Raw genomic sequence first — 19605 nt, 5'->3', positions numbered from 1 at the left:
CCCCTCCCCCGTACACACTGCCCAGCAGCGTAGTGCCGTGCGCGCCCGGAGCCCCGAATCTATCGGCACCGCGACGGCCGGCTCACGGCTGGAGGAGCCGTACGTTCACGTCGGCCGGGAACCCGGTGGTGGAGCCGACACGGCGCGCGAACTCCCGTACGGCCTCCAGCTGCGGGCCGCCGAAGCGGAAGTCGAGCGTCGTGAAGTACTGCTCGAGGACGGCCTCGTCGAAGGCCTCCCAGCGGGCGGCCTGTTCGGCGACCTTGGAGACCTCGTCGAGGGAGAGGTCCCGGGAGGCGAGGAAGGCCTGGTGGACCTTGCGGGTGACGAGGGGCTCGCGCTCCAGGTAGTCGCGCCGGGCCGCCCACACGGCGAAGACGAACGGCAGGCCCGTCCACTCCTTCCACAGCGCGCCGAGGTCGTGCACCTGGAGTCCGAACTTCGGTCCGTCGAGCAGGTTGGCGCGCAGCGCCGCGTCACCGATGAGGACGGCGGCGTCCGCCTCCTGCATCATCAGGCTCAGATCGGGCGGGCACGTGTAGTACGAGGGCTGGACGCCGACCTTCTCGGCCAGCAGCAGTTGCGCGAGCCGCACGGAGGTCCGGGAGGTCGAGCCGAGGGCGACGCGGGCGCCGTCCAGCTGGTCGAGGGGGACCTGCGAGACGATCACGCAGGACATCACGGGGCCGTCGCAGCCGACCGCGATGTCCGGGAAGGCGACCAGATCGTCGGCGTGCTTGAGGAACTCGACGAGCGTGATGGGCCCGATGTCGAGATCCCCTCGCACCAGCTTCTCGCTGAGCTTCTCCGGGGTGTCCTTGGTGAGCTCGAAGTCGAGGAGTGTGCCCGTTCTCGCGAGCCCCCAGTAGAGGGGCAGGCAGTTCAGGAACTGGATGTGGCCGACGCGCGGCCGGGTGCGAGAATTGTCCACATCGCGAGGCTAGACCCCATGCGCTACGGTGCGGGCTCCAGGGTCGGCGTGTGCTGGTGGAATCCCTCCGGACCCCTCGTGTCAACGGTTGTGACACCACGAAGTCGACGCACGTCAGACCCCTCGCCCGGGCGGGCCACCCTTCCGGATGACGTGATCTTTGCCTCTATTGCTTTCGGCTGCCTGCGTGCTAGGCTCGCCGCAAGTTGCAGTTTGGTTTCCCTTGCAGTACAGAGCCTGCGGAGCATGTGACCGCGGGCTCTCGTCGTTTTCAGACGTATGCAGTTGTTTACACAATCGCAGGTTCTGGAGCAGGGCAACCCTTTGGGCCCAAGGAGGGCTTATGGCTACCGGAACCGTGAAGTGGTTCAACGCCGAAAAGGGCTTTGGTTTCATTGCCCAGGAAGGCGGCGGCCCGGACGTCTTCGTCCACTACTCCGCGATCAACGCGAGCGGATTCCGCTCTCTCGAAGAGAACCAGTCGGTTTCCTTCGACGTCACGCAGGGTCCGAAGGGCCCGCAGGCGGAGAACGTCACCCCGCTCTAAGCCTTCGGCTCCATGAGCCCAATGCTTTGATCCGGAACGGATAGCAGTACCCAAGGAGCCCCGCGCCAGCCGGTCGTGGGGCTCCTGCCTTTGCTCCGGCGCGGGCCCCGCCCGCCTTCCCCGGACCCCCGCCTTCCCCGGTCCCCCGCCTTTCCCGGACCCCCGTCACACGTGCTGCATCACGAGCACGAACGTCGTCGCGGGTTCCAGAGCCTCGTACGCGTGCGGCACATCGCCCCGGTACGCCATGTAGTCACCGGGTCCGAGCTCGACCTCCTCGCCGCGCGGGCCCGCCTTCAGCCGCCCCGCGCCCACGATCAGATGCTCCACACTCCCCGGAATGTGCGCTTCCGACTCCCGCGCCGCACCCGGCTCCACCCGCAGGTGGTAGATGTCGCGCCGGGCTCCCGGCGGACTCGCGGAGAGGAGCGTCGCCGCGTACTCCGCCTGCTCCGAGTGGACGGTCGGACCCTCCCCCGCACGGATCACCTGGACGGCCGGGGTCGGCGGCTCGACCAGCGCGCTGAACGGGACGCCCAGCGCGACACCCAGCGCCCAGAGCGTCTCCATGCTCGGATTTCCGCTCGCCCCCTCCAGCTGGGAGAGCGTGGACTTCGCGATCCCGGCGCGCTTGGCCAGCTCGGACAGGGAGAGGCCGGCCCGCGCGCGTTCCCGGCGCAGGGAGGCGGCGATCCAGTCGAGGGGGAGGCGGGCCGGGGGGACGCCGGAGCCGTCATCGGTCATGTCGTTCTCTCCATCGGTCCGATCGTTCGCCTTGACGAACGAGGTGCTTGCTGTTCATTGTAGAAAACATGCGTTCGCTGCTCCGAACACCACTCCCGTCCCACGACCCGCATCTGCTGCGGGACGTGGCCCTCGTCTGTCTCGCCGGCGGGATCGTCGGCGTCTCCTTCGGGGCCCTCGCCGTCGCGGGAGGGCTTCCGCTGTGGTTGCCGGTGGTGATGTCACTGCTGGTGTACGCGGGCTCCGCCCAGTTCAGCGCCGTCGGGATACTCCTCGCCGGGGGCGGACCGTTCGCCGCGGCGGCCACCGGACTGCTGCTGAACACCCGCACGGCCGCCTTCAGTCTCGCCGTCGCCGACGTCATCGGGCGGGGCCGCGTCACCCGCTGGGTCGGCGCCCACCTCGTGACCGACGAGACGGTCGCCTTCACCCTCGCCCAGCCGGACCCCGCCCGCCGCCGAGCCGCCTTCTGGATCTCGGGGCTCGGCCTCTACGTGTCCTGGAACCTGTGCGTCCTTCTCGGCGCCCTCGCCGGGGGCGCGCTGGGGGACACCGGACGCTACGGACTCGACGCCGCGTTTCCCGCGGTGCTGGTGGCGCTGGTGCTGCCCGCGCTGCGCGGGGACCGCGGCGTACGGCGCGCCGCACTCGCCGGGGGCGCGGCTGCACTGGCGCTGACGCCCTTCGTGCCGGTCGGGGTGCCCGTGCTGATGGCCCTCATCGGACTGCTGCTCCTGGGCGGGAGGACGGCGTGAGCGGCACGGCACCGGCCCTGGCCGCCGTCCTCGCCCTGGCCGTCGGGACGTACACCTTCCGGCTGGCCGGTCCGCTGCTGCACGGGCGGGTCGAACTCTCCGCCCGGGTACGGAGGTTGCTGTCCGCGGGAGCGGTGGTCCTGCTCGTCGCGCTGCTCGCCACGGGCGCGCTCACCGAGGCCCGCGGCTTCGCGGGGTGGGCCCGGCCCGCCGGGGTGCTGGCGGGCGGGGTACTGGCCTGGCGGCGGGCCCCGTTCGTGGTGGTGGTGCTGGGAGCCGCGGCCACCACGGCCGGGCTGCGCTTGGCCGGGGTCGGCTAGAACTTGGCCCGGGTCGGCTGGAAGCTGCGTCCGGATCACACCGGCCCCGTTCGGATCACTCGGGGTCCGCGGCGTCCCGCACCGGGGCTACGTCGCGTAGAGGGCTTCTATCTCCTTGCTGAAGTCCTTCTCGATCGCCGCGCGCCGCAGTTTCATGGAGGGGGTGAGGTACCCGGCCTCCTCGGTGAAGTCGACCGGCAGGACGGTGAAGCGGCGGATGGACTCGGGGCGAGAGACGAGCTTGTTGGCCTCGTCGACGGCCCGCTGCAGGATGGCCAGCAACTCGGGGTCGTCCATGATGAGTTCGGCGGGAACCGGGTGCTTGCCGTTCATCCGGCGCCAGTGCGCGATGCCCTCGGGGTCGAGGGTCACGAGGGCGGAGACGAACGGGCGGCGGTCGCCGAGGACCATGCACTGGGCGATCAGCGGATGGGAGCGGAGCCAGTCCTGCAGGGGCGCCGGGGCGACGTTCTTGCCGCCCGCGGTGATCAGGATCTCCTTCTTGCGGCCGGTGATGGCGAGGTAGCCGCCGTCGTCCAGTTCACCGATGTCGCCGGTCGCGAACCAGCCGTCCGGCGCGGCGTCGACGACGCCGCCCGCGTGCGGGTCCCAGTAGCCGCGGAAGACCTGCCCGCCGCACAGCAGCACCTCCCCGTCGGCGGCGATCCGCACCCGGGTGCCCGGCAGGGGCCGCCCGACCGTGCCGAGGCGCGGCTTCTGCGGGGGTGTGACGGTCGCGGCGGCCGTGGTCTCCGTCAGGCCGTACCCCTCGAAGATCTCGATCCCGGCGCCCGCGTAGAAGGCGGCGAGCCGGCGGCCGAGCGGGGAGCCGCCGCAGATGGCGTGCCGGACCCTGCCGCCGAGGGCGTTGCGGATGCGGCGGTAGACGAGGGGGTCGTAGAGGGCGCGGGCCGCGCGCAGGCTCCGGCTCGGGCCGGGACCGGTGCCGTGCTGCTTCGCCTCGAGAGCCTCGCCGTACTTCTGGGCGATCCGCGCCGCCCGGTCGAACGAGGAGCCGCGGCCCATCCGTTCGGCCGTGGCGCGGCCGGTGTTGAAGACCTTCTCCAGGACGTACGGGATGGCCAGCAGGAAGGTCGGCCGGAAGGAGGCCAGGTCCGCGAGCAGTTCCTCGGTCTGGAGGCTCGGGGCGTGGCCGAGTTTCACCCGCGCGCGCAGACAGGCCACGGCCACCATGCGGCCGAAGACGTGCGAGAGGGGGAGGAAGAGAAGGGTGGAGGCGGGGTCCCGGGTACGGGCCTTGAAGATCGGGTAGAGCAGTTCCACCGCGTTGTCGACCTCGGTGAAGAAGTTGCCGTGGGTCAGGACACAGCCCTTGGGGCGGCCGGTGGTGCCCGAGGTGTAGATGAGGGTGGCGACGGTGTCCGGGCCCAGCACCCCGCGCCGTACGGCCACTTCCTGGTCGGGGACGTCGCGGCCGAGTTCCGCGAGGCGCTCCACATGGCCCTTCTCGAAGACCCACATGTGGCGGAGGTCGGGGATGCGCTCGCGCTCGGGGCCGAGCGTCGCGGCCTGCGCCACGGTCTCGACGGCGAGCGCGACGGCTCCCGAGTCCTGGAGGATCCAGCGGGTCTGGAAGGCGGAGGAGGTCGGATAGACCGGCACGGTGACCAGACCCGCGGCCCAGGCGGCGAAGTCGAGGAGTGTCCACTCGTACGTCGTCCGGGCCATGATGGCGATCCGGTCGCCCGGCACGAGCCCCTCCGCGATCAGCCCCTTGGCCACCGCCAGCACCTGATCGGCGAACTCGGCGGCGGTCACGTCCGTCCAGCCGCCGTCCGGCGCCTTCCGGCTGAGGACCGCCTCACGCGGGGCCGCGACCGCGTTGTCGAACGGGATGTCCGCGAGGGAGCCGTGCGTCACCTGCCCCACGATCGGCGGCACCGCGACCTCGCGCACGACGCCGTCCAGCCGCCGGATCTCGGGCTCCGGGAGCGGAGGGGCGGAGTCGTGGGAGTGGGGGCTGGACACGAGGCGGCTCCTTGTCGGCCGGAGGCCGGGCGGGTGCAAGGCGTGTGCGGGCTCGGAGGAGCGCGGGGGCGCGCATCCTCATACGGCCTTGGAGAGTGGGGGGTTCAGGGGTCTCGGCAACCCGGTGAAACGGGGATCCTACGGCTCGGGAGTGTGGGGTTTGTGACGCTTTGGGGCGGGCGAGGTGCGGGTTACCCGGGGTAGCTGTGCCCCCGTCGCACCCCGCCGCCCCGACTCCACCCGCCCGTCGGCGAGCGGCTCCGGAACCCCTCGCCGAGGGTCCACCCCCCGGGAGATCGTGGTGACTCATCTCGACCCGCCCCCCGTCCTGACATACCCTTACCCCGGGTAACTTACTCCAGAGTAAAATTACGTCCGAGCTGGGAGCTGAACCATGGCCGACCGCTGTCCGAGCTTCGCCGGCCCCGAGTCCCGGACCCGGACCCTCGCCGCTCCCCCCTCACTCACCCCGCTGCTGGCCCGCGGTGCCGCGCTCTCCCCCTTCAAGCGCCCCCGCCCGGACGCCCCGGTCCCCGCCACCCGGCTCGTCCTCTCCGGTGTACGGGTCGACCTCGCCCACCTCGCCGCGTACGAGCGGGTGTGCGGGTTCGCGACCGGCGCGGACGTCCTGCCGGTCACGTATCCGCATGTGCTCGCCTTTCCGCTGGCCATGCGGATCATGGCGGCGCGCGCGTTCCCGCTGCCGCTGCTCGGGCTGGTGCACACGTCGATCGAGATCACCCAGCACCAGGGGCCCGCGGCGACCGCGGAGTACGAACTCGCCGTGCGGGCGGAGGGATTGGCTCCGCACCGGCGGGGCACCGAGGCGACCGTGCTGACCGAGGCGCGGAGCGACGGCAGGCTCGTGTGGGAGTCCAGGAGCACCTACCTCGCCCGGCACGGCTCCCCGGGCCACGCCCCGCGGAACGTCTCGCGGAACACCTCGCGAAGTGTGCCGCCCGGGACCCCGCCGCAAGCCCCTCGGAACTCCTCCCCGGAGGAGCCGCAGCCACTGCCCGCCGTCGCCGAGTGGCACCTCGCCCAGGACGTCGGCCGTCGCTACGGCGCCGTCTCCGGGGACCGCAACCCCATCCATCTGCACCCCCTCACCGCCCGCCTCTTCGGCTTCCCGCGCGCCATCGCGCACGGCATGTGGACTATCGCCCGCTGCCTCGCCGAGTACGGGCCGCAGCAAGCGGTGGGTGTGCGGGCCGAGTTCAGGGCGCCGGTCCTGCTCCCCGGGACGGTGACGTACGCCGTGCGGGGCCCGTCGTTCGAGCTCCGGGCGGGCGAGCGGGTCCATCTGTCCGGCGACGTGCGGCCGATCCACCCGCGGAGCGAGTGACCTTCGGGGGAACACCGCATGGCGGGAAGCGCCGCAACGGTTGCCCTTGCTCAACAACTCCCAGCCGTACTGCTCGCCGCAGCGTGCGGGGGCGTACCTCGACGGCACCCTGGAGCGCAACGGGCTCGACGTGAAGGGCCGGCCGCTGGCGCTCGGGCCGGGCGACGGCGGCGCGGGCCCGCCGCGGGCGGTCGTCCGCCGGGCCGCGCGCAGCGGCGCCAAGGCCCTGTACCGCGTGGGCCGCGAGAGGGTCGCCCCGACACTGCGCCGCTGGGGCCAGGCCTGACCTGCGCCCGACGCGGACGGCCCCTGCGGCGGCGGAGGCGCGCCCGAGCATCCGGGCGTCAGAGGCCGTCCGGCAGAGGGTCAGACCTCCGCGACGGGCTGGGGCGGGATCTCCGTGACGCCCGTGGCCGGCGGGGACCACGGCCGTCCCTGCATCAGCGTGCCGAGTCCCGCCCAGGCGAAGTTCATCAGGGTGGCGGCGGCCTGCCGGGCCGAGACACCCGGGGTGGTGTTGGCCCACGCGGCGAGGGACTCGGCCGCGCCGACCAGCGCCTCCGCGAGCCCGGCGACCTCGCGCGCGGGCAGCGAGGGATCGCGGTGCGCCTCACGCGCGGCGACGACGATCAACTGCGTGACGAACTGGACCAGTTCCTCGCGCATCGCGAAGACCTCGGCCGCGAAGGGCTCACCGTGCGTGCGGGCCTGGAGATGCAGGACGGCCCAGCCGTCCGGGTTCTCGGCGGTGTGGCTGAAGAACGCCCGCAGCCCTTCCCAGAGTTGCCGGTCGGCGGGCAGTCCGTGCCGGACACCGGCGCGGACGGCGGCGGTGAGCGACTTGGCCTCACGCCGGATGCACGCGGTGAAGAGGTCTTCCTTCGAGTTCAGGTACAGATACACCAACGGCTTGGACACGCCCGCCAGTTCGGCGATCTCGTCCATCGACGCGGCCCGGTACCCACGCTGTCCGAAGGTCCGTACGGCCGCGTCCAGCATCTGCTGTTCGCGTACCGCGCGCGGCATCCGCTTGTTCTTCACAGCACCCATGCGGGCAAGCCTACGATCGGCCGGCGCCGGGCCGGACGCACAGGAGCGTCAGGAGACCCTGCTCCGGGGGAGCGGGAGCGTCAGGAGGCCTGGGTCGGGGTGCTGCCGTGGGCGGCCTCGTCGACGACGGCGTCCTCCTGGTTGCGGTTGCGCTCCAGGTTGGCCTTGGCACGGTCCACGCGGGCGACGACCTGGGCCGAGGCGCGGTCGCGCTCCCCCCGCAGGACGACGAAGCTGATCGGCGCGGAGATCACCAAGGACAGCAGGACGACCCACATGTAGTTGGAATCGCCCAGGCCGCGGGGGGCGATGCCCGAGTAGACGAGGCCCCAGACGACCACGAGGCAGCCTACGAAGATACCGAGGCGCATCAGTGTGTAGCGGAGCATCTCAATCCACTCTTCCGTTCCGAACGTTCCCAAAGGGGTCCCGTCCAGTGAAGCACGACGGGACGGCGATCTTGCAGGGGGTCCTCAGTCGCGCAGTGCGAGGGACAGCAGCATGGTGATGTCGTCCCGCTCGTCGCCGGGCGCGACGCGGATCGCGCCGGGCACCCGCCCGACCTCCTTGTAGCCGCAGGAGGCGTAGAAGCGCTCGAGCCCCTCCCCGCCCCGGCAGGTCAGCCGGATCGCCTCGATGCCGTCGATGCGGCCCGCGGCGTCCTCGGCCGCGGCGAGCAGGTCCCGGCCGTACCCCTTGCCCTGGTGCCGGGGGTGCACCATCACGGTGTACAGCCAGACCCAGTGCCGCATCAGCCGGTGGGTGTTGAGCGTGAGGAAGGCGGTCGCGGCGACGCCGCCCTCCTCGTCCCGCCCGACCAGGAGCCGGGTGCGGCCCTCCGCCATGGCGACGAAGTGCTTCACGAGTTCGGGGCGCACGTCGCCGGCGGTCACCGGCGGCACGAAGCCGACGGAGCCGCCCGCGTTCGAGACGTCCGCCCAGAGGGCGACCACACCGTCCCGGAGGTCGGGGGTGACCGCCGGGTCCAGGTCGAAGACCAGCGCCATGGTCAGACCCGCATGGGCTGCGGCGACTCGCGGCGCGCCGGGTCCGGTCCGTCGTACTCGCGGATGATCTCGTACCGCGTGTTGCGCTCGACGGGGCGGAAGCCGGCGTCGCGGATCAGGTCCAGGAGGTCCTCGCGGGTCAGCTTGTTCGGGGTGCCGTAGTTGTCGGCGTCGTGCGTGATCTTGTACTCGACGACCGAGCCGTCCATGTCGTCGGCGCCGTGCTGGAGCGCGAGCTGGGCGGTCTGGACGCCGTGCATGACCCAGAAGACCTTGACGTGCGGGACGTTGTCGAAGAGCAGCCGGGAGACCGCGAAGGTCTTCAGGGCCTCGGCGCCGGTCGCCATCTGGGTGCGCGCCTGGAGACGGTTCCTGACCTTGCCGTCCTTCATGTCCACGAAGTCGTGCTGGTAGCGCAGCGGGATGAAGACCTGGAAGCCGCCGGTCTCGTCCTGGAGTTCACGCAGCCGCAGCACGTGGTCCACGCGGTGGCGGGGTTCCTCGATGTGCCCGTACAGCATCGTGCACGGGGTCTTGAGACCCTTCTCGTGCGCGAGGCGGTGGATGCGCGACCAGTCCTCCCAGTGGGTGCGGTGGTCGACGATGTGCTGACGGACCTCCCAGTCGAAGATCTCCGCGCCGCCGCCGGTCAATGACTCCAGACCGGCTTCGATCAGCTCGTCGAGGATCTCCGAGGCCGACAGCCCCGAGATGGTCTCGAAGTGGTGGATCTCCGTGGCGGTGAAGGCCTTCAGCGAGACGTTCGGAAGAGCCTTCTTCAGCTCACTGAGCGACCGCGGGTAGTAGCGCCACGGCAGGTTGGGGTGGAGCCCGTTGACGATGTGCAGCTCGGTGAGGTTCTCGCCCTCCATCGTCTTGGCGAGACGGACGGCCTCCTCGATACGCATCGTGTACGCGTCCTTCTCGCCCGGCTTGCGCTGGAACGAGCAGTACGCGCAGGACGCGGTGCACACGTTCGTCATGTTGAGGTGACGGTTGACGTTGAAGTGGACGACGTCGCCGTTCTTCCTCGTGCGCACCTCGTGCGCGAGCCCGCCGAGCCAGGCCAGGTCGTCCGACTCGTACAGCGCGATGCCGTCCTCGCGGGTGAGCCGCTCACCGGCCCGGACCTTGTCCTCCAGCTCGCGCTTGAGCCCGACATCCATGCGATTACCTCTCCCTGTGACGAACCCTGCCAACCGTACTCCCCCGCCTTTCCGGCGAAGGGCCCCCACCAGGGGGTTCGCGCCTACTCCTCCTCGGGCAGCTCTCCGACCCGGTTCTCCCACTTCGTGGAGAGCACGATCGTCGTACGGGTACGGGAGACGCCCTTGGTGCCCGACAGTCGCCGGATGGTCTTCTCCAGACCGTCGACGTCGCTCGACCGCACCTTGAGCATGAACGAGTCGTCGCCCGCGATGAACCAGCAGTCCTCGATCTCGCCGAGGTCGCGCAGACGCCGGGCCACGTCCTCGTGGTCGGCGGCGTCGGAGAGCGAGATGCCGATCAGGGCGGTGACACCGAGGCCGAGCGAGGCCGAGTCGACCGTCGCGCGGTATCCGGTGATGACGCCGGCCGCCTCCAGCCGGTTGATGCGGTCGGTGACACTGGGTCCCGACAGCCCGACGAGGCGCCCCAGCTCCGCGTACGAGGCCCGGCCGTTCTCCCTCAGGGCCTGGATGAGCTGCCTGTCCACCGCGTCCATGCGATCGAAGCCTTCCACTGAAAAGGTCTTGAGAGGTCTGAGAAGTCTGAGAGGTGTCGAGAGGTCCGAAGAGGTCCTGAACTGCTGATGGTGCCCGGCGCCTCGGGCGCGTCCCTCAGGTGGTGTCGCCCCGGGAACCGCCGCCGAGTTCGCCCTTCCACCGGCGGTACAGCGCGTGTTCGACGCCCGCCGCGTCGAGGACCCGCCCGGCGACGAAGTCCACCAGGTCCTGGATGTGCGTGGCGCCCGCGTAGAACGCCGGAGAGGCGGGCAGCACGATCGCGCCCGCGTCGTCCAGGGAGACCAGATGACGCAGCGTCTGCCCGTTCAGCGGGGTCTCCCGCACGGAGACGACGAGCTTGCGCCCCTCCTTGAGCGTGACGCTCGCGGCCCGCTGCAGCAGGTCCTTGGAGAGACCGAGGGCGACTCCGGCCACACAGGCGGTGGACGCGGGCACGATGAGCATGCCCTTGGCCGGGTACGAGCCCGACGAGGGCCCCGCCGCCAGGTCGCCCGCGCTCCAGTGCCGTACGCCGTCGAGATGCTCCTCGAAGGCGTCGAAGGTGCCGGGCTTGCCGTCGGCGCCGCGCGCCAGCCACTCGCGCAGGTCGTCGCGCCAGTGGGCGTCGCGGAACGGGAGGCCGGTCTCGTCGAGCAGCGTGAGCCGTGAGGCCCTGCTGACGACCAGATCGACGCTCTCCCCCGCTTCCAGCAGCGAACGCAGCACCGCGGCCGCATACGGCGTACCGGACGCGCCGGACACCCCCACGATCCAAGGCCGGCGCTGCGTCTGTCCTGGCTTCATGATGTCGAGCCTATCCGGCCACCGCGCGGATTCAGACCGTGAGCCCGCGCACCAGAAGATCGAGCAGGGCGCAGACGAACAGAGCGATGCCGATGAAGCCGTTGACTTGGAAGAACGCCCTGTTCAGACGGGTGAGGTCGTGCGGCTTCACGATGGAGTGCTCATAGAGGAAGGCGCCCGCGACGATCACCAGGCCGAGCCAGAAGAAGGCACCCGCCCCGGTGGCCACCCCGTACCAGACGAACAGCGCCGTCGTCACCGCGTGGCAGGCGCGCGCGCCCCGGATCGCGGCCGGGATGCCGAAGCGCGCCGGGACCGACATCACGCCGATCTCGCGGTCGGTCTCGACGTCCTGGCAGGCGTAGATCAGGTCGAAGCCGCCGATCCACACGCCGACCGCGAGACCGAGGACGACGGCGTCCCAGGACCAGGTGCCGGTGACGGCGATCCAGGCGCCGATCGGACCCATCGCCTGGGCGAGACCCAGGATGGCCTGCGGGAAGTTCGTGAACCGCTTGCCGTACGGGTAGACGACCATCGGGATGACGGCGATGGGCGCCAGCGCCAGGCACAGCGGGTTCAGCAGGGCAGCCGCGGCGAGGAAGACCACCAGGGCGACCAGCGCGCCCGTCCAGGCGTGCTTCACGCTCATCGCGCCGGTGACCAGTTCACGATGGGCCGTACGGGGGTTGCGGGCGTCGATCTCGCGGTCGATGATCCGGTTCGCCGCCATGGCGAAGGTGCGCAGGCCCACCATCGCGACGGTGACGAGGAGCAGCTTTCCCCAGTGGATGTTCTTGTCCCACGCGAACATCGCCGTCAGCGCCGCGATGTACGCGAAGGGCAGCGCGAACACCGAGTGCTCGATCATGACGAGGCGCAGGAACGCCTTGGTGCGGCCCGGCTGCGGAAGCGCCGCGGAAGCTGAACTCACAGCCCGTACTCCTTCCAACGGCGGTCGACCTTCGCCGCCGTCTCCGGGTCGGACAGCACCATCTCGGGCCAGCCGCCGTCCCGGGTGTAGCCCTCCTCGGGCCACTTCTTCGTCGCGTCGATGCCTGCCTTGCCGCCCCAGAACTGCTGGTAGGAGGCGTGGTCGAGGTGGTCGACCGGGCCTTCGACGACGGTGAGGTCACGTCCGTAGTCCGTGTTGCCGAGCGCGCGCCAGGCGACCTCGTGCAGATCGTGGACGTCGCAGTCGGAGTCGACGACCACGATGAGCTTCGTCAGGGACATCATGTGGGCGCCCCAGATGGCGTGCATCACCTTCTGGGCGTGCTTGGGGTACTTCTTGTCGATCGCGACGATCGCGCAGTTGTGGAAACCGCCCGCCTCCGGCAGGTGGTAGTCCACGATGTCCGGCACGATGATCTTCAGCAGGGGGAGGAAGAACCGCTCCGTCGCCCGGCCCAGGGGCCCGTCCTCCGTCGGAGGCCGTCCCACCACGATGGACTGGAGCAGCGGCCGCTTCCGCATCGTCACGCAGTCGATGGTCAGCGCCGGGAACGGCTCCTGCGGCGTGTAGAACCCGGTGTGGTCGCCGAAGGGCCCCTCGGGCAGCATCTCGCCCGGCTCCAGCCAGCCCTCGATGACGACCTCGGCGTTCGCGGGCACCTGGAGCGGCACGGTCTTGCAGTCGACCATCTCGATCCGCTTGCCCTGGAGGAACCCCGCGAAGAGGTACTCGTCGATGTCACCGGGCAGCGGGGCGGTGGAGGCGTACGTCACGGCGGGCGGGCACCCGAAGGCGATCGCCACCGGCAGCCGCTCGCCCCTGCGGGCCGCCACCTGGTAGTGGTTGCGGCTGTCCTTGTGGATCTGCCAGTGCATGCCGATGGTGCGCTTGTCGTGCCGCTGGAGCCGGTAGAGGCCGAGATTGCGGATGCCGGACTCGGGGTCCTTGGTGTGGGTGAGGCCCAGGTTGAAGAAGGAGCCGCCGTCGTCGGGCCAGGTGAACAGGGCGGGCAGGGCGTCGAGGTCGACGTCGTCGCCACGCAGCACCACTTCCTGCACCGGCGCGTCCTTGACCTTCTTCGGCGGTACGTGCGCCATCGCGCCGAGCTTCCCGAAAGCCTCGCGCACGCCCACGAAGCCGTGCGGCAGCTCCGGCCGGAGCAGTCCGCCGATCTTCTCGGAGATCTCGGCGTACGACTTCAGGCCGAGGGCCTTCAGCAGACGCCGGTCGGTTCCGAAGACGTTCATCGCGAGCGGCATCGCCGACCCGCGCACGTTCTCGAAGAGCAGCGCGGGCCCGCCCGCCTTCTGCACCCGGTCGACGATCTCCCCGACCTCCAGGTACGGATCCACCTCGGCCTTGATGCGCTTGAGGTCTCCCTCGCGCTCCAGCGCCCTCAGCAGGGAGCGAAGATCGTCGTAAGCCATGTGTCCAAGTATCGGCCACCCGCTACCCTGTGCCCGTCACCGGGGCCCCGTGCCGCCCCGCCGTCGCTCACTGGGGGATCGTTCGGCCATGCTCAGGTATCTGCCCTTTCTGCTGGTCCTGGCGCTGTGGATCTACGCCTTCATCGACTGCCTGAACACGCCGGAGGAAGAGGTCAGGGGCCTGCCCAAGGTGGTCTGGGTCATCATCATCCTGCTCTTCGGCGAGGTGCTGGTCGGTCCGATCGCCTGGCTGGTCGCGGGCCGTACCCGCAAGGGTCCCGCGGGCGGCTCCACGCCCTCCGAGTGGCACCGCAACCAGCGGACGACGTTCGTCGCACCTGACGACAACCCCGAGTTCCTCAAGTCCCTCAAGGCCGAGAACGGCAAGGACGAGTCCCTCCTGAAGGACTGGGAGGCCGACCTGCGGCGCCGCGAGGAGGAGCTGAAGCGGCGCGAGGAACAGAGCAGGTCCGACGAAGAGTCCTGACATGGAACTGCGCCTGCTGGTGACCTTCGAGAAGGTCGCGACCGTGCTGAGCTTCACCCGGGCCGCGACCGAGCTGGCGTACGCGCAGTCCAGTGTGACCAGCCAGATCCGCGCCCTGGAGTCCTCGCTCGGCACGGAGCTCTTCGACCGGCTGGGCAGCAGGATCCGGCTGACCGAGGCGGGCGAACGGCTGCTGCCCTACGCCCGGCAGATCATCGAGCTGACCGACGAGGCACGCGCCGCGGTCGTCGGTGCCGAGGAGCCCTCCGGCACGCTCACCATCGGCACGATGGAGTCCCTCACCTCGTACCGGCTCCTGCCGCTCCTCGAGTTCTTCCACCACCGCCATCCCCGGGTGCGGCTGTCGCTGCGCACGACCATCGGCGACGAGACCCGCCAGGCGCTGCGCCAGGGCACGTACGACGTCGGCTTTCTGATGGAGCAGGAGACCGGGCACCCGGGTCTGGAGGTCGCGGTGCTGGCGGTGGAACCGCTGGCGCTCGTCGCCGCCCCCGGAGACCCGATGGCCGACGCGGCACCGGACACCGCCGATCTCGTGGGCCGGCCGCTGCTCGCCACCGAACCGGGCTGTGCCTACCGGGACTTGTTCGAACGGGAGCTCAACTCCCGGGCGCCGGAAGGATCTCGTGTCGCGTTCATGGAGTTCGGCACGATCGAGGCGACCAAACGGGCCGCGGCGGCCGGCCTCGGCATCGCGCTGCTGCCGGAGGTGACGGTCGCCGCGGAACTGGCGCGGGGTGAGCTCGTACGAGTGTGCTGGGAACCGCCGTTCACGCTTCGGACGCAACTGGCGTGGCGGGCCGGGAAGCGGCTTCCGGCTCATGCGCGGCTGTTCGTGGAGCGTGCGCGGCGACTGGTGTCCGAGGAGTCCGGCCGACCCGAGTGATCCGGCCGGCCAGGGAGATCCCGGCGGTCCCGGCGGTCCCGGCGGTCCTGGGGAGCGTGACCTTCAGGCTGGCCGTCACGATCAGCGGGACGCCGAACGCCTGGACGAGGCCGATGTGGTGGCCGTACACGGCCCAGTCCATGACCATCGCGACGGCCGGGTAGGTGAAGGCGAGCACGGCGATCTTCGCGGTCGGGAGCTTGGCGTACGCGGCGTACATCAGGACGTACATCAGCCCCGTGTGGACGATGCCGAGCCCGACCAGCCACCCCCAGTCCGCGCCGGTCCCGCGCATCGCGCCGAAGTCGGCGAAGGGGAGCAGCAGCGGGATGCCGACCAGGACCTGGACGAGCGCGATGAGGTGGGGCCGGACGCCGGTGATGCGCTTGGTGACCAGGGTGGACAGCCCGTAGAGGAGCGCGGCGAGGAGGGCCTGGCCGACGCCGGTGAGATACGAGCCGCCGTTCGCGAAGTCGGCCGGGGAGACGCCCGAGACGAGGATCAGACCCGCGAAGGCCAGGACGATCCAGCCGACCTTGGCGGCGGTGAGCCGTTCACGGAAGAGCAGGGCACCGAGCAGCACCACGTAGAACGGCTGGGTGTGGTAGACGACGGTCGCGACGGAGATCGAGGTGTTCTCGTACGACTGGAAGAGAAGGACCCAGTTGAAGACGATGAACACGCCGCCGAGCACGGCGAGTCCGAGCGTGCGCGGGGTGAAGCCGTGGCCCCGGAAGTATCCCCGGGCCAGCGCGTAGCCGCCGAGGGCGAGCGCGCCGAACAGGACGCGGAAGAAGACGACATTGAAGGGCGAGGCCCCGGACTCGACGACGAAGACGCCGAGGGTGCCGGAGAGCATCATGGCGGCGGTCAGCTGGGCGGTGCCCTTGTTCTCGACTGCGGTGGCGGAGGTCATGTCCCGAAGGTAGGAGTAGGGACCGGGGGCGGGCCACGCGCTGGTGGGGCGTCCTGCCGATGACCCCATCGGTGCCGCCGATGGGCGCCGGTCGGCGCCCCGGACCCGGCGCCCGCCCCTCCGCTCCTCCGCTCCTCCGCTCCTCCGCTCCTCCGCTCCTCCTGCGGAGCGAATCCCCCTCGCCCTAGCGGGACCGCTCCTCGCGGGGCTGCTCCTCACGGGACCGCTCCTCGCGCAGGACGAGTGCGAGCAGACCCGGGAAACGGGTGTCGAACTCCGCCCGGCGCAGCCGGTTGACCCGCTTGGGGCCTTCGTCGCGCTGTTCGACGAGACCGGCGCCGCGGAGCACGGCGAAGTGATGGCTGAGCGCCGCCTTGCCGACGGGCACGTCGAAACTGCCGCAGCTGCGGCTCCACTCCGCGGACTCCGCCAGCGCCCTGACGAGCTGGAGCCGTACGGGATCGGCGAGGGCGGCGAGAGCGGCCTGCACGGGGACCTCGTCCGGATGGGTGTGCTCGGGCGCCGCCCGATGACTGGTCCGCTCCGCCACGCCGGTCTCCCCTGGTGATTCCCTGATCCGCTTGCCGAGTGTTCGATGAAAACCATACACTCCCGAGTGTTCGCTTTTCATTGAACAGTCCGCGCGGAGCGCCGGCTGTTCGGCCGGGCAACAACCAGAGGTGTGCCATGCGTGCGGTCCAGTTCGAGGAGTACGGCGGTCCCGAGGTCCTGCGGGTCGTGGAGGCGGAGGTCCCCGAGCCGGGCCCCGGGCAGGTGAGCGTCGACGTGGCCTACACGGGCGTCAACTTCGCCGACCTCAAGGCGAGGTCGGAGGGCTACCGCGTGCCGGGCCTCCCCTTCGTGCCGGGACTCGAGGTCTCGGGCCGGATCCGGGCCGTCGGTCCGGACGTCACGGGACTGCGGGTCGGCCAGGAGGTCGCGGCGCTGACGGAGGGCGGGGCGTACGCGGAGGTCACCGTGGCCGACGCCGTGACGGTCTTCCCGCTGCCCGACGGCATCGACCTGCGCACCGGCGCCACGCTCCCCACCGTCCTGCCCACGGCGTACGCCCTCCTGCACACCGTGGGCCGGCTCCAGCCCGGCGAGACGGTGCTCGTCCAGGGCGCGGCGGGCGGCGTGGGCACGGTGCTGGGCCGGCTGGCGAAGGCGGCCGGGGCCGGCGCGGTGTACGGCGTCGTCTCCGCCGCCCCCAAGGCCGAGTACGCCCTCGCCCACGGCTACGACGAGGTGTTCGTGGGCTCCTTCACGGACGAGGTCCGCGCGGCGACCGCCGGCCGCGGAGTGGACCTGGCCCTGGACCCGGTGGGCGGTGAGACCCTCCGCGGCAGCCTCGCCTCGCTCGCCCCCTTCGGCCGTCTGGTCTCCTTCGGCAACGCGAGCTCGGCCGAGCCCTGGACGGTGGGCCAGCCGGAGCTCTACCCCACCGGCCTGTCGGTCGCGGGGTTCTCGATCCTCGGCCTCGCCAGGACGGCCCCGGCCCTCCTGCGCGACATCGCCTCGCTCGCGTTCCGCAAGGTGGCCGACGGCACCGTGACCCTGCCGGTGACGGCGGAGTTCGGCCTGGAGGCCGCCGGAGAGGCGCACGCGCTGATGGGGTCACGGACGAGCACGGGGAAGTTGCTGCTGCGGGTGGCGACTTCGGATCGGTCGCGGCCGTGACCGCCACCCACCGGGCCTTCGTCCCGGTCCGCGGGCCGCACAGCGGCTGACGTCCCCCGGACGACCCTGACGGAAGTCCTCCCGAGGCGCACTCGGCGCATACCTTCGGCCCCGCTCCCTAGACCATCGGCGGACGGCGGGGCGGCGTTCCGTTTTCCAGACTGGGTCCAGGACGAAGGACCGTCGGTGCGGAAGTCGGGAGGCGCGATGCAGGGGACGCCGGGGATCAGCCGGGCACGGTTTCTGGGGATGGCCGCGGCCGTCGGGGGCGCGTCGGCGCTGCCCGTCGGGGCGGCGGGGCGGGCGGAGGCGGCAGCCGAACGGCCGAGGGAGCGGAGCGCCGGGCGGCCGCGGGCGACGGTCGGGCGGCGCGGGCTGACGTACCGGGGTGTCGTCTACGAGGTCGGTGCCGGGGAGACGCCCGCGACGGCGTGGAACGTCCGGCGCATGCGCGCGGACCTGCGCGCCGTCGCCCGTGACCTGCACGCCAACTCCGTCAAGGTCACCGGCGACGGTGTCGAACGGCTCACCGCGACCGCGGCCGAGGCGGCGGAACGCGGGCTGGACGTCTGGCTCGAACCGACCCTCGGGGACGTGCCGGAGCGGGAGATCCTCGACCACCTCGCGGAGACGGGCCGGTACGCCGAGCGGCTGCGGCGGCAGGGCGCCGGGGTGCACCTGAGCGTCGGCTGCGAGTTCGTGCTGTACGTCCCCGGCATCGTGCCCGGCGCGACCATCCAGGAGCGGGTGGAGAACCTGCTCAAGGGCGACTTCGACCCCGTGCTCATGGCCCGGCGGCTGCGCCGGTTCACCGCGAAGGCCGCGAAGGTGGGCCGGTCCGTCTTCCACGGGCCGCTGACCTACGCCGCCGCGCAGGACGAGGACGTCGACTGGGGCCTCTTCGACCTGGTGGGCATCGACTACTACGGGTACTTCCGGCGCCCGTCGGACTATCTCCGGGACCTCGCCCCGTACCGCCGCTTCGGGAAGCCGGTCGCCGTCATGGAGTTCGGCTGCTGCACCTTCGAGGGCGCGCCGGAGCAGGGCGGCATGGGCTGGGACGTCGTCGATTACACGAAGGAGCCGCCGGAGATCAAGGCCGGTCTCGTGCGCAGCGAGCGCACGCAGGCCGCGTATCTGACGGACGTGCTGGCGGCGTTCGAGGCGATGGGGCTGTACTCGGCGATGGCGTACACCTTCGTCACCCGCGACGCCCCGCACCGGCCCCGTGACCCGCGCCACGACCTCGACATGGCGAGCTACAGCCTCGTGAAGACGATCGAGGACCGCCCAGGCGACCCGGCCTCGGGCGTGCACGGGGAGCCGAAGGAGGCCTTCCACGCGCTGGCCCGGCAGTACGGACGTGCCCACCACCGCTGACGGCCGCCACCGGCGACCGCCCGCCCCGGCCGAGAACCCGGGGCTCCCGGCGTGCACCGGACCCGGCCGGGCGAACTTGACGCGCCAGAAAGGTACTTCCGCACCTTGCCCTCGTGTTCCGGCCCCACGAGGGTGGGGCCGCACAGGAGAGTGGAGTCATGGAACGCATCGATCAGGCGCAGGCCCGAGCGTGGCTCGCCACCGCCGTGGCGGAGGCCCGCGCCGGGCTCGCCGAGGGCGGCATCCCCATCGGGGCGGCACTGTACGGCGCGGACGGCACCCTTCTCGGCCGCGGCCACAACCGCCGCGTCCAGGACGGCGACCCCTCGGCGCACGCCGAGACGGCCGCGTTCCGCGACGCGGGACGGCAGCGGACGTACCGGGGTACGACCATGGTGACCACCTTGTCGCCGTGCTGGTACTGCAGCGGCCTGGTCCGGCAGTTCGGGATCTCCCGGGTCGTCGTCGGCGAGGCGGCCACCTTCCACGGCGGCCACGACTGGCTCGCCGAGCACGGCGTCGCGATCGTGCTGCTCGACGATCCCGCGTGCACGGAACTGATGCGCGACTTCATCAACAAGAACCCGGCCCTGTGGAACGAGGACATCGGTGATTGACCCGAGCGCGGGGGCGGTTCCCGCAGATTCGACCGCTC

The 19605-nt window shown here is 71.2% G+C and carries 23 protein-coding genes; 10 read left to right on the top strand and 13 right to left on the bottom strand.

The features are described from left to right. Positions 1-82 precede the first annotated feature (82 nt). Positions 83-931 (bottom strand): menaquinone biosynthesis protein, encoded by an 849-nt coding sequence (locus OG788_RS26145; protein ID WP_351124441.1) that lies wholly within the window; start codon positions 929-931, stop codon positions 83-85. Positions 932-1274: 343 nt separating this feature from the next. Between OG788_RS26145 and OG788_RS26140 the strand changes: the two genes are divergently transcribed. After that, a complete protein-coding gene (locus OG788_RS26140) occupies positions 1275-1478 on the top strand; it encodes a cold-shock protein (RefSeq protein WP_010986243.1) in 204 nt (67 codons plus the stop codon). Positions 1479-1643: 165 nt separating this feature from the next. Here OG788_RS26140 and OG788_RS26135 read toward each other — a convergent pair whose 3' ends face one another. Continuing rightward, a complete protein-coding gene (locus tag OG788_RS26135) occupies positions 1644-2222 on the bottom strand; it encodes an XRE family transcriptional regulator (RefSeq protein WP_351548380.1) in 579 nt (192 codons plus the stop codon). 68 nt (positions 2223-2290) lie between these two features. Here OG788_RS26135 and OG788_RS26130 point away from each other — a divergent pair, with 68 nt between their 5' ends. Next, a complete protein-coding gene (locus OG788_RS26130) occupies positions 2291-2977 on the top strand; it encodes an AzlC family ABC transporter permease (protein ID WP_406373822.1) in 687 nt (228 codons plus the stop codon). After that, positions 2974-3297: an AzlD domain-containing protein gene (locus tag OG788_RS26125; RefSeq protein WP_406373820.1), complete on the top strand. Its 324-nt coding sequence runs from the start codon at positions 2974-2976 to the stop codon at positions 3295-3297. The genes OG788_RS26130 and OG788_RS26125 overlap by 4 nt, the downstream gene beginning before the upstream one ends. An 87-nt stretch (positions 3298-3384) precedes the next feature. On the opposite strand, the gene OG788_RS26120 is transcribed toward OG788_RS26125, so the two are convergent. Further along, positions 3385-5286, bottom strand: coding sequence for an AMP-dependent synthetase/ligase (locus OG788_RS26120; protein WP_406373818.1), 1902 nt, complete (start codon positions 5284-5286; stop codon positions 3385-3387). Between the two features lie 394 nt (positions 5287-5680). Here OG788_RS26120 and OG788_RS26115 point away from each other — a divergent pair, with 394 nt between their 5' ends. Both OG788_RS26115 and OG788_RS26110 read left to right on the top strand, forming a co-directional pair. Continuing rightward, a complete protein-coding gene (locus OG788_RS26115) occupies positions 5681-6631 on the top strand; it encodes a MaoC family dehydratase (RefSeq protein WP_406373816.1) in 951 nt (316 codons plus the stop codon). Between the two features lie 46 nt (positions 6632-6677). Next, positions 6678-6917 (top strand): hypothetical protein, encoded by a 240-nt coding sequence (locus OG788_RS26110; RefSeq protein ID WP_406373815.1) that lies wholly within the window; start codon positions 6678-6680, stop codon positions 6915-6917. Between the two features lie 80 nt (positions 6918-6997). Here the strand turns inward: OG788_RS26110 and OG788_RS26105 are convergent, their stop codons facing one another. The 8 genes from OG788_RS26105 to OG788_RS26070 form a co-directional block, all read right to left on the bottom strand. After that, entirely contained in the window at positions 6998-7681 is a 684-nt protein-coding gene (locus tag OG788_RS26105) for a TetR/AcrR family transcriptional regulator (RefSeq protein WP_406373813.1), read from the bottom strand. An 80-nt stretch (positions 7682-7761) separates the two neighbouring features. Then, entirely contained in the window at positions 7762-8070 is a 309-nt protein-coding gene (locus tag OG788_RS26100) for a DUF4229 domain-containing protein (protein ID WP_351548359.1), read from the bottom strand. 84 nt (positions 8071-8154) lie between these two features. Further along, positions 8155-8688: a GNAT family N-acetyltransferase gene (locus tag OG788_RS26095; protein WP_406373811.1), complete on the bottom strand. Its 534-nt coding sequence runs from the start codon at positions 8686-8688 to the stop codon at positions 8155-8157. 2 nt (positions 8689-8690) lie between these two features. Continuing rightward, complete coding sequence (gene mqnE / locus OG788_RS26090; RefSeq protein WP_356754752.1) at positions 8691-9854, bottom strand: aminofutalosine synthase MqnE; 1164 nt, start codon at positions 9852-9854, stop codon at positions 8691-8693. 83 nt (positions 9855-9937) lie between these two features. Continuing rightward, positions 9938-10393 carry an Lrp/AsnC family transcriptional regulator gene (locus OG788_RS26085; protein ID WP_028805064.1) on the bottom strand — a complete coding sequence of 152 codons (456 nt, stop codon included), beginning with the start codon at positions 10391-10393 and terminating at the stop codon, positions 9938-9940. 115 nt (positions 10394-10508) lie between these two features. Continuing rightward, the gene (locus OG788_RS26080) at positions 10509-11198 is read right to left on the bottom strand and encodes a UbiX family flavin prenyltransferase (protein ID WP_406373808.1); all 690 of its coding nucleotides are present in this window, start codon (positions 11196-11198) and stop codon (positions 10509-10511) included. A gap of 31 nt (positions 11199-11229) precedes the next feature. Beyond that, complete coding sequence (gene mqnP / locus OG788_RS26075) at positions 11230-12132, bottom strand: menaquinone biosynthesis prenyltransferase MqnP (protein ID WP_356754756.1); 903 nt, start codon at positions 12130-12132, stop codon at positions 11230-11232. Beyond that, positions 12129-13580, bottom strand: coding sequence for a menaquinone biosynthesis decarboxylase (locus tag OG788_RS26070; RefSeq protein WP_351548342.1), 1452 nt, complete (start codon positions 13578-13580; stop codon positions 12129-12131). Before OG788_RS26070 ends, mqnP begins: the two co-directional genes overlap by 4 nt. Before the next feature lie 88 nt (positions 13581-13668). Between OG788_RS26070 and OG788_RS26065 the strand changes: the two genes are divergently transcribed. Both OG788_RS26065 and OG788_RS26060 read left to right on the top strand, forming a co-directional pair. Next, a complete protein-coding gene (locus tag OG788_RS26065) occupies positions 13669-14067 on the top strand; it encodes a PLD nuclease N-terminal domain-containing protein (protein WP_351548339.1) in 399 nt (132 codons plus the stop codon). 1 nt (position 14068) lies between these two features. Further along, positions 14069-14974, top strand: coding sequence for a LysR family transcriptional regulator (locus OG788_RS26060; RefSeq protein WP_406373805.1), 906 nt, complete (start codon positions 14069-14071; stop codon positions 14972-14974). Here OG788_RS26060 and OG788_RS26055 read toward each other — a convergent pair. Then, complete coding sequence (locus tag OG788_RS26055) at positions 14859-15890, bottom strand: DMT family transporter (RefSeq protein ID WP_406373803.1); 1032 nt, start codon at positions 15888-15890, stop codon at positions 14859-14861. The genes OG788_RS26060 and OG788_RS26055 overlap by 116 nt on opposite strands. Before the next feature lie 184 nt (positions 15891-16074). Then, positions 16075-16440 (bottom strand): ArsR/SmtB family transcription factor, encoded by a 366-nt coding sequence (locus tag OG788_RS26050; protein ID WP_406373801.1) that lies wholly within the window; start codon positions 16438-16440, stop codon positions 16075-16077. A gap of 137 nt (positions 16441-16577) precedes the next feature. On the opposite strand from OG788_RS26050, the gene OG788_RS26045 reads away from it, so the two are divergent. The 3 genes from OG788_RS26045 (at position 16578) to OG788_RS26035 (ending at position 19567) form a co-directional block, all read left to right on the top strand. Beyond that, complete coding sequence (locus tag OG788_RS26045; protein ID WP_406373799.1) at positions 16578-17570, top strand: zinc-binding alcohol dehydrogenase family protein; 993 nt, start codon at positions 16578-16580, stop codon at positions 17568-17570. Positions 17571-17777: 207 nt separating this feature from the next. After that, positions 17778-18950 carry an abortive phage infection protein gene (locus tag OG788_RS26040; RefSeq protein ID WP_406376846.1) on the top strand — a complete coding sequence of 391 codons (1173 nt, stop codon included), beginning with the start codon at positions 17778-17780 and terminating at the stop codon, positions 18948-18950. Positions 18951-19108: 158 nt separating this feature from the next. Continuing rightward, positions 19109-19567, top strand: a complete 459-nt coding sequence (locus tag OG788_RS26035) for a nucleoside deaminase (RefSeq protein WP_406373797.1) — start codon at positions 19109-19111, stop codon at positions 19565-19567. Positions 19568-19605 lie beyond the last annotated feature (38 nt).

Source organism: Streptomyces sp. NBC_00647 (genome assembly GCF_045207245.1).
Lineage (GTDB): Bacteria > Actinomycetota > Actinomycetes > Streptomycetales > Streptomycetaceae > Streptomyces.
Note: the sequence above shows the minus strand (reverse complement) of the source record. Positions and strands in the feature narration are given on the sequence as shown.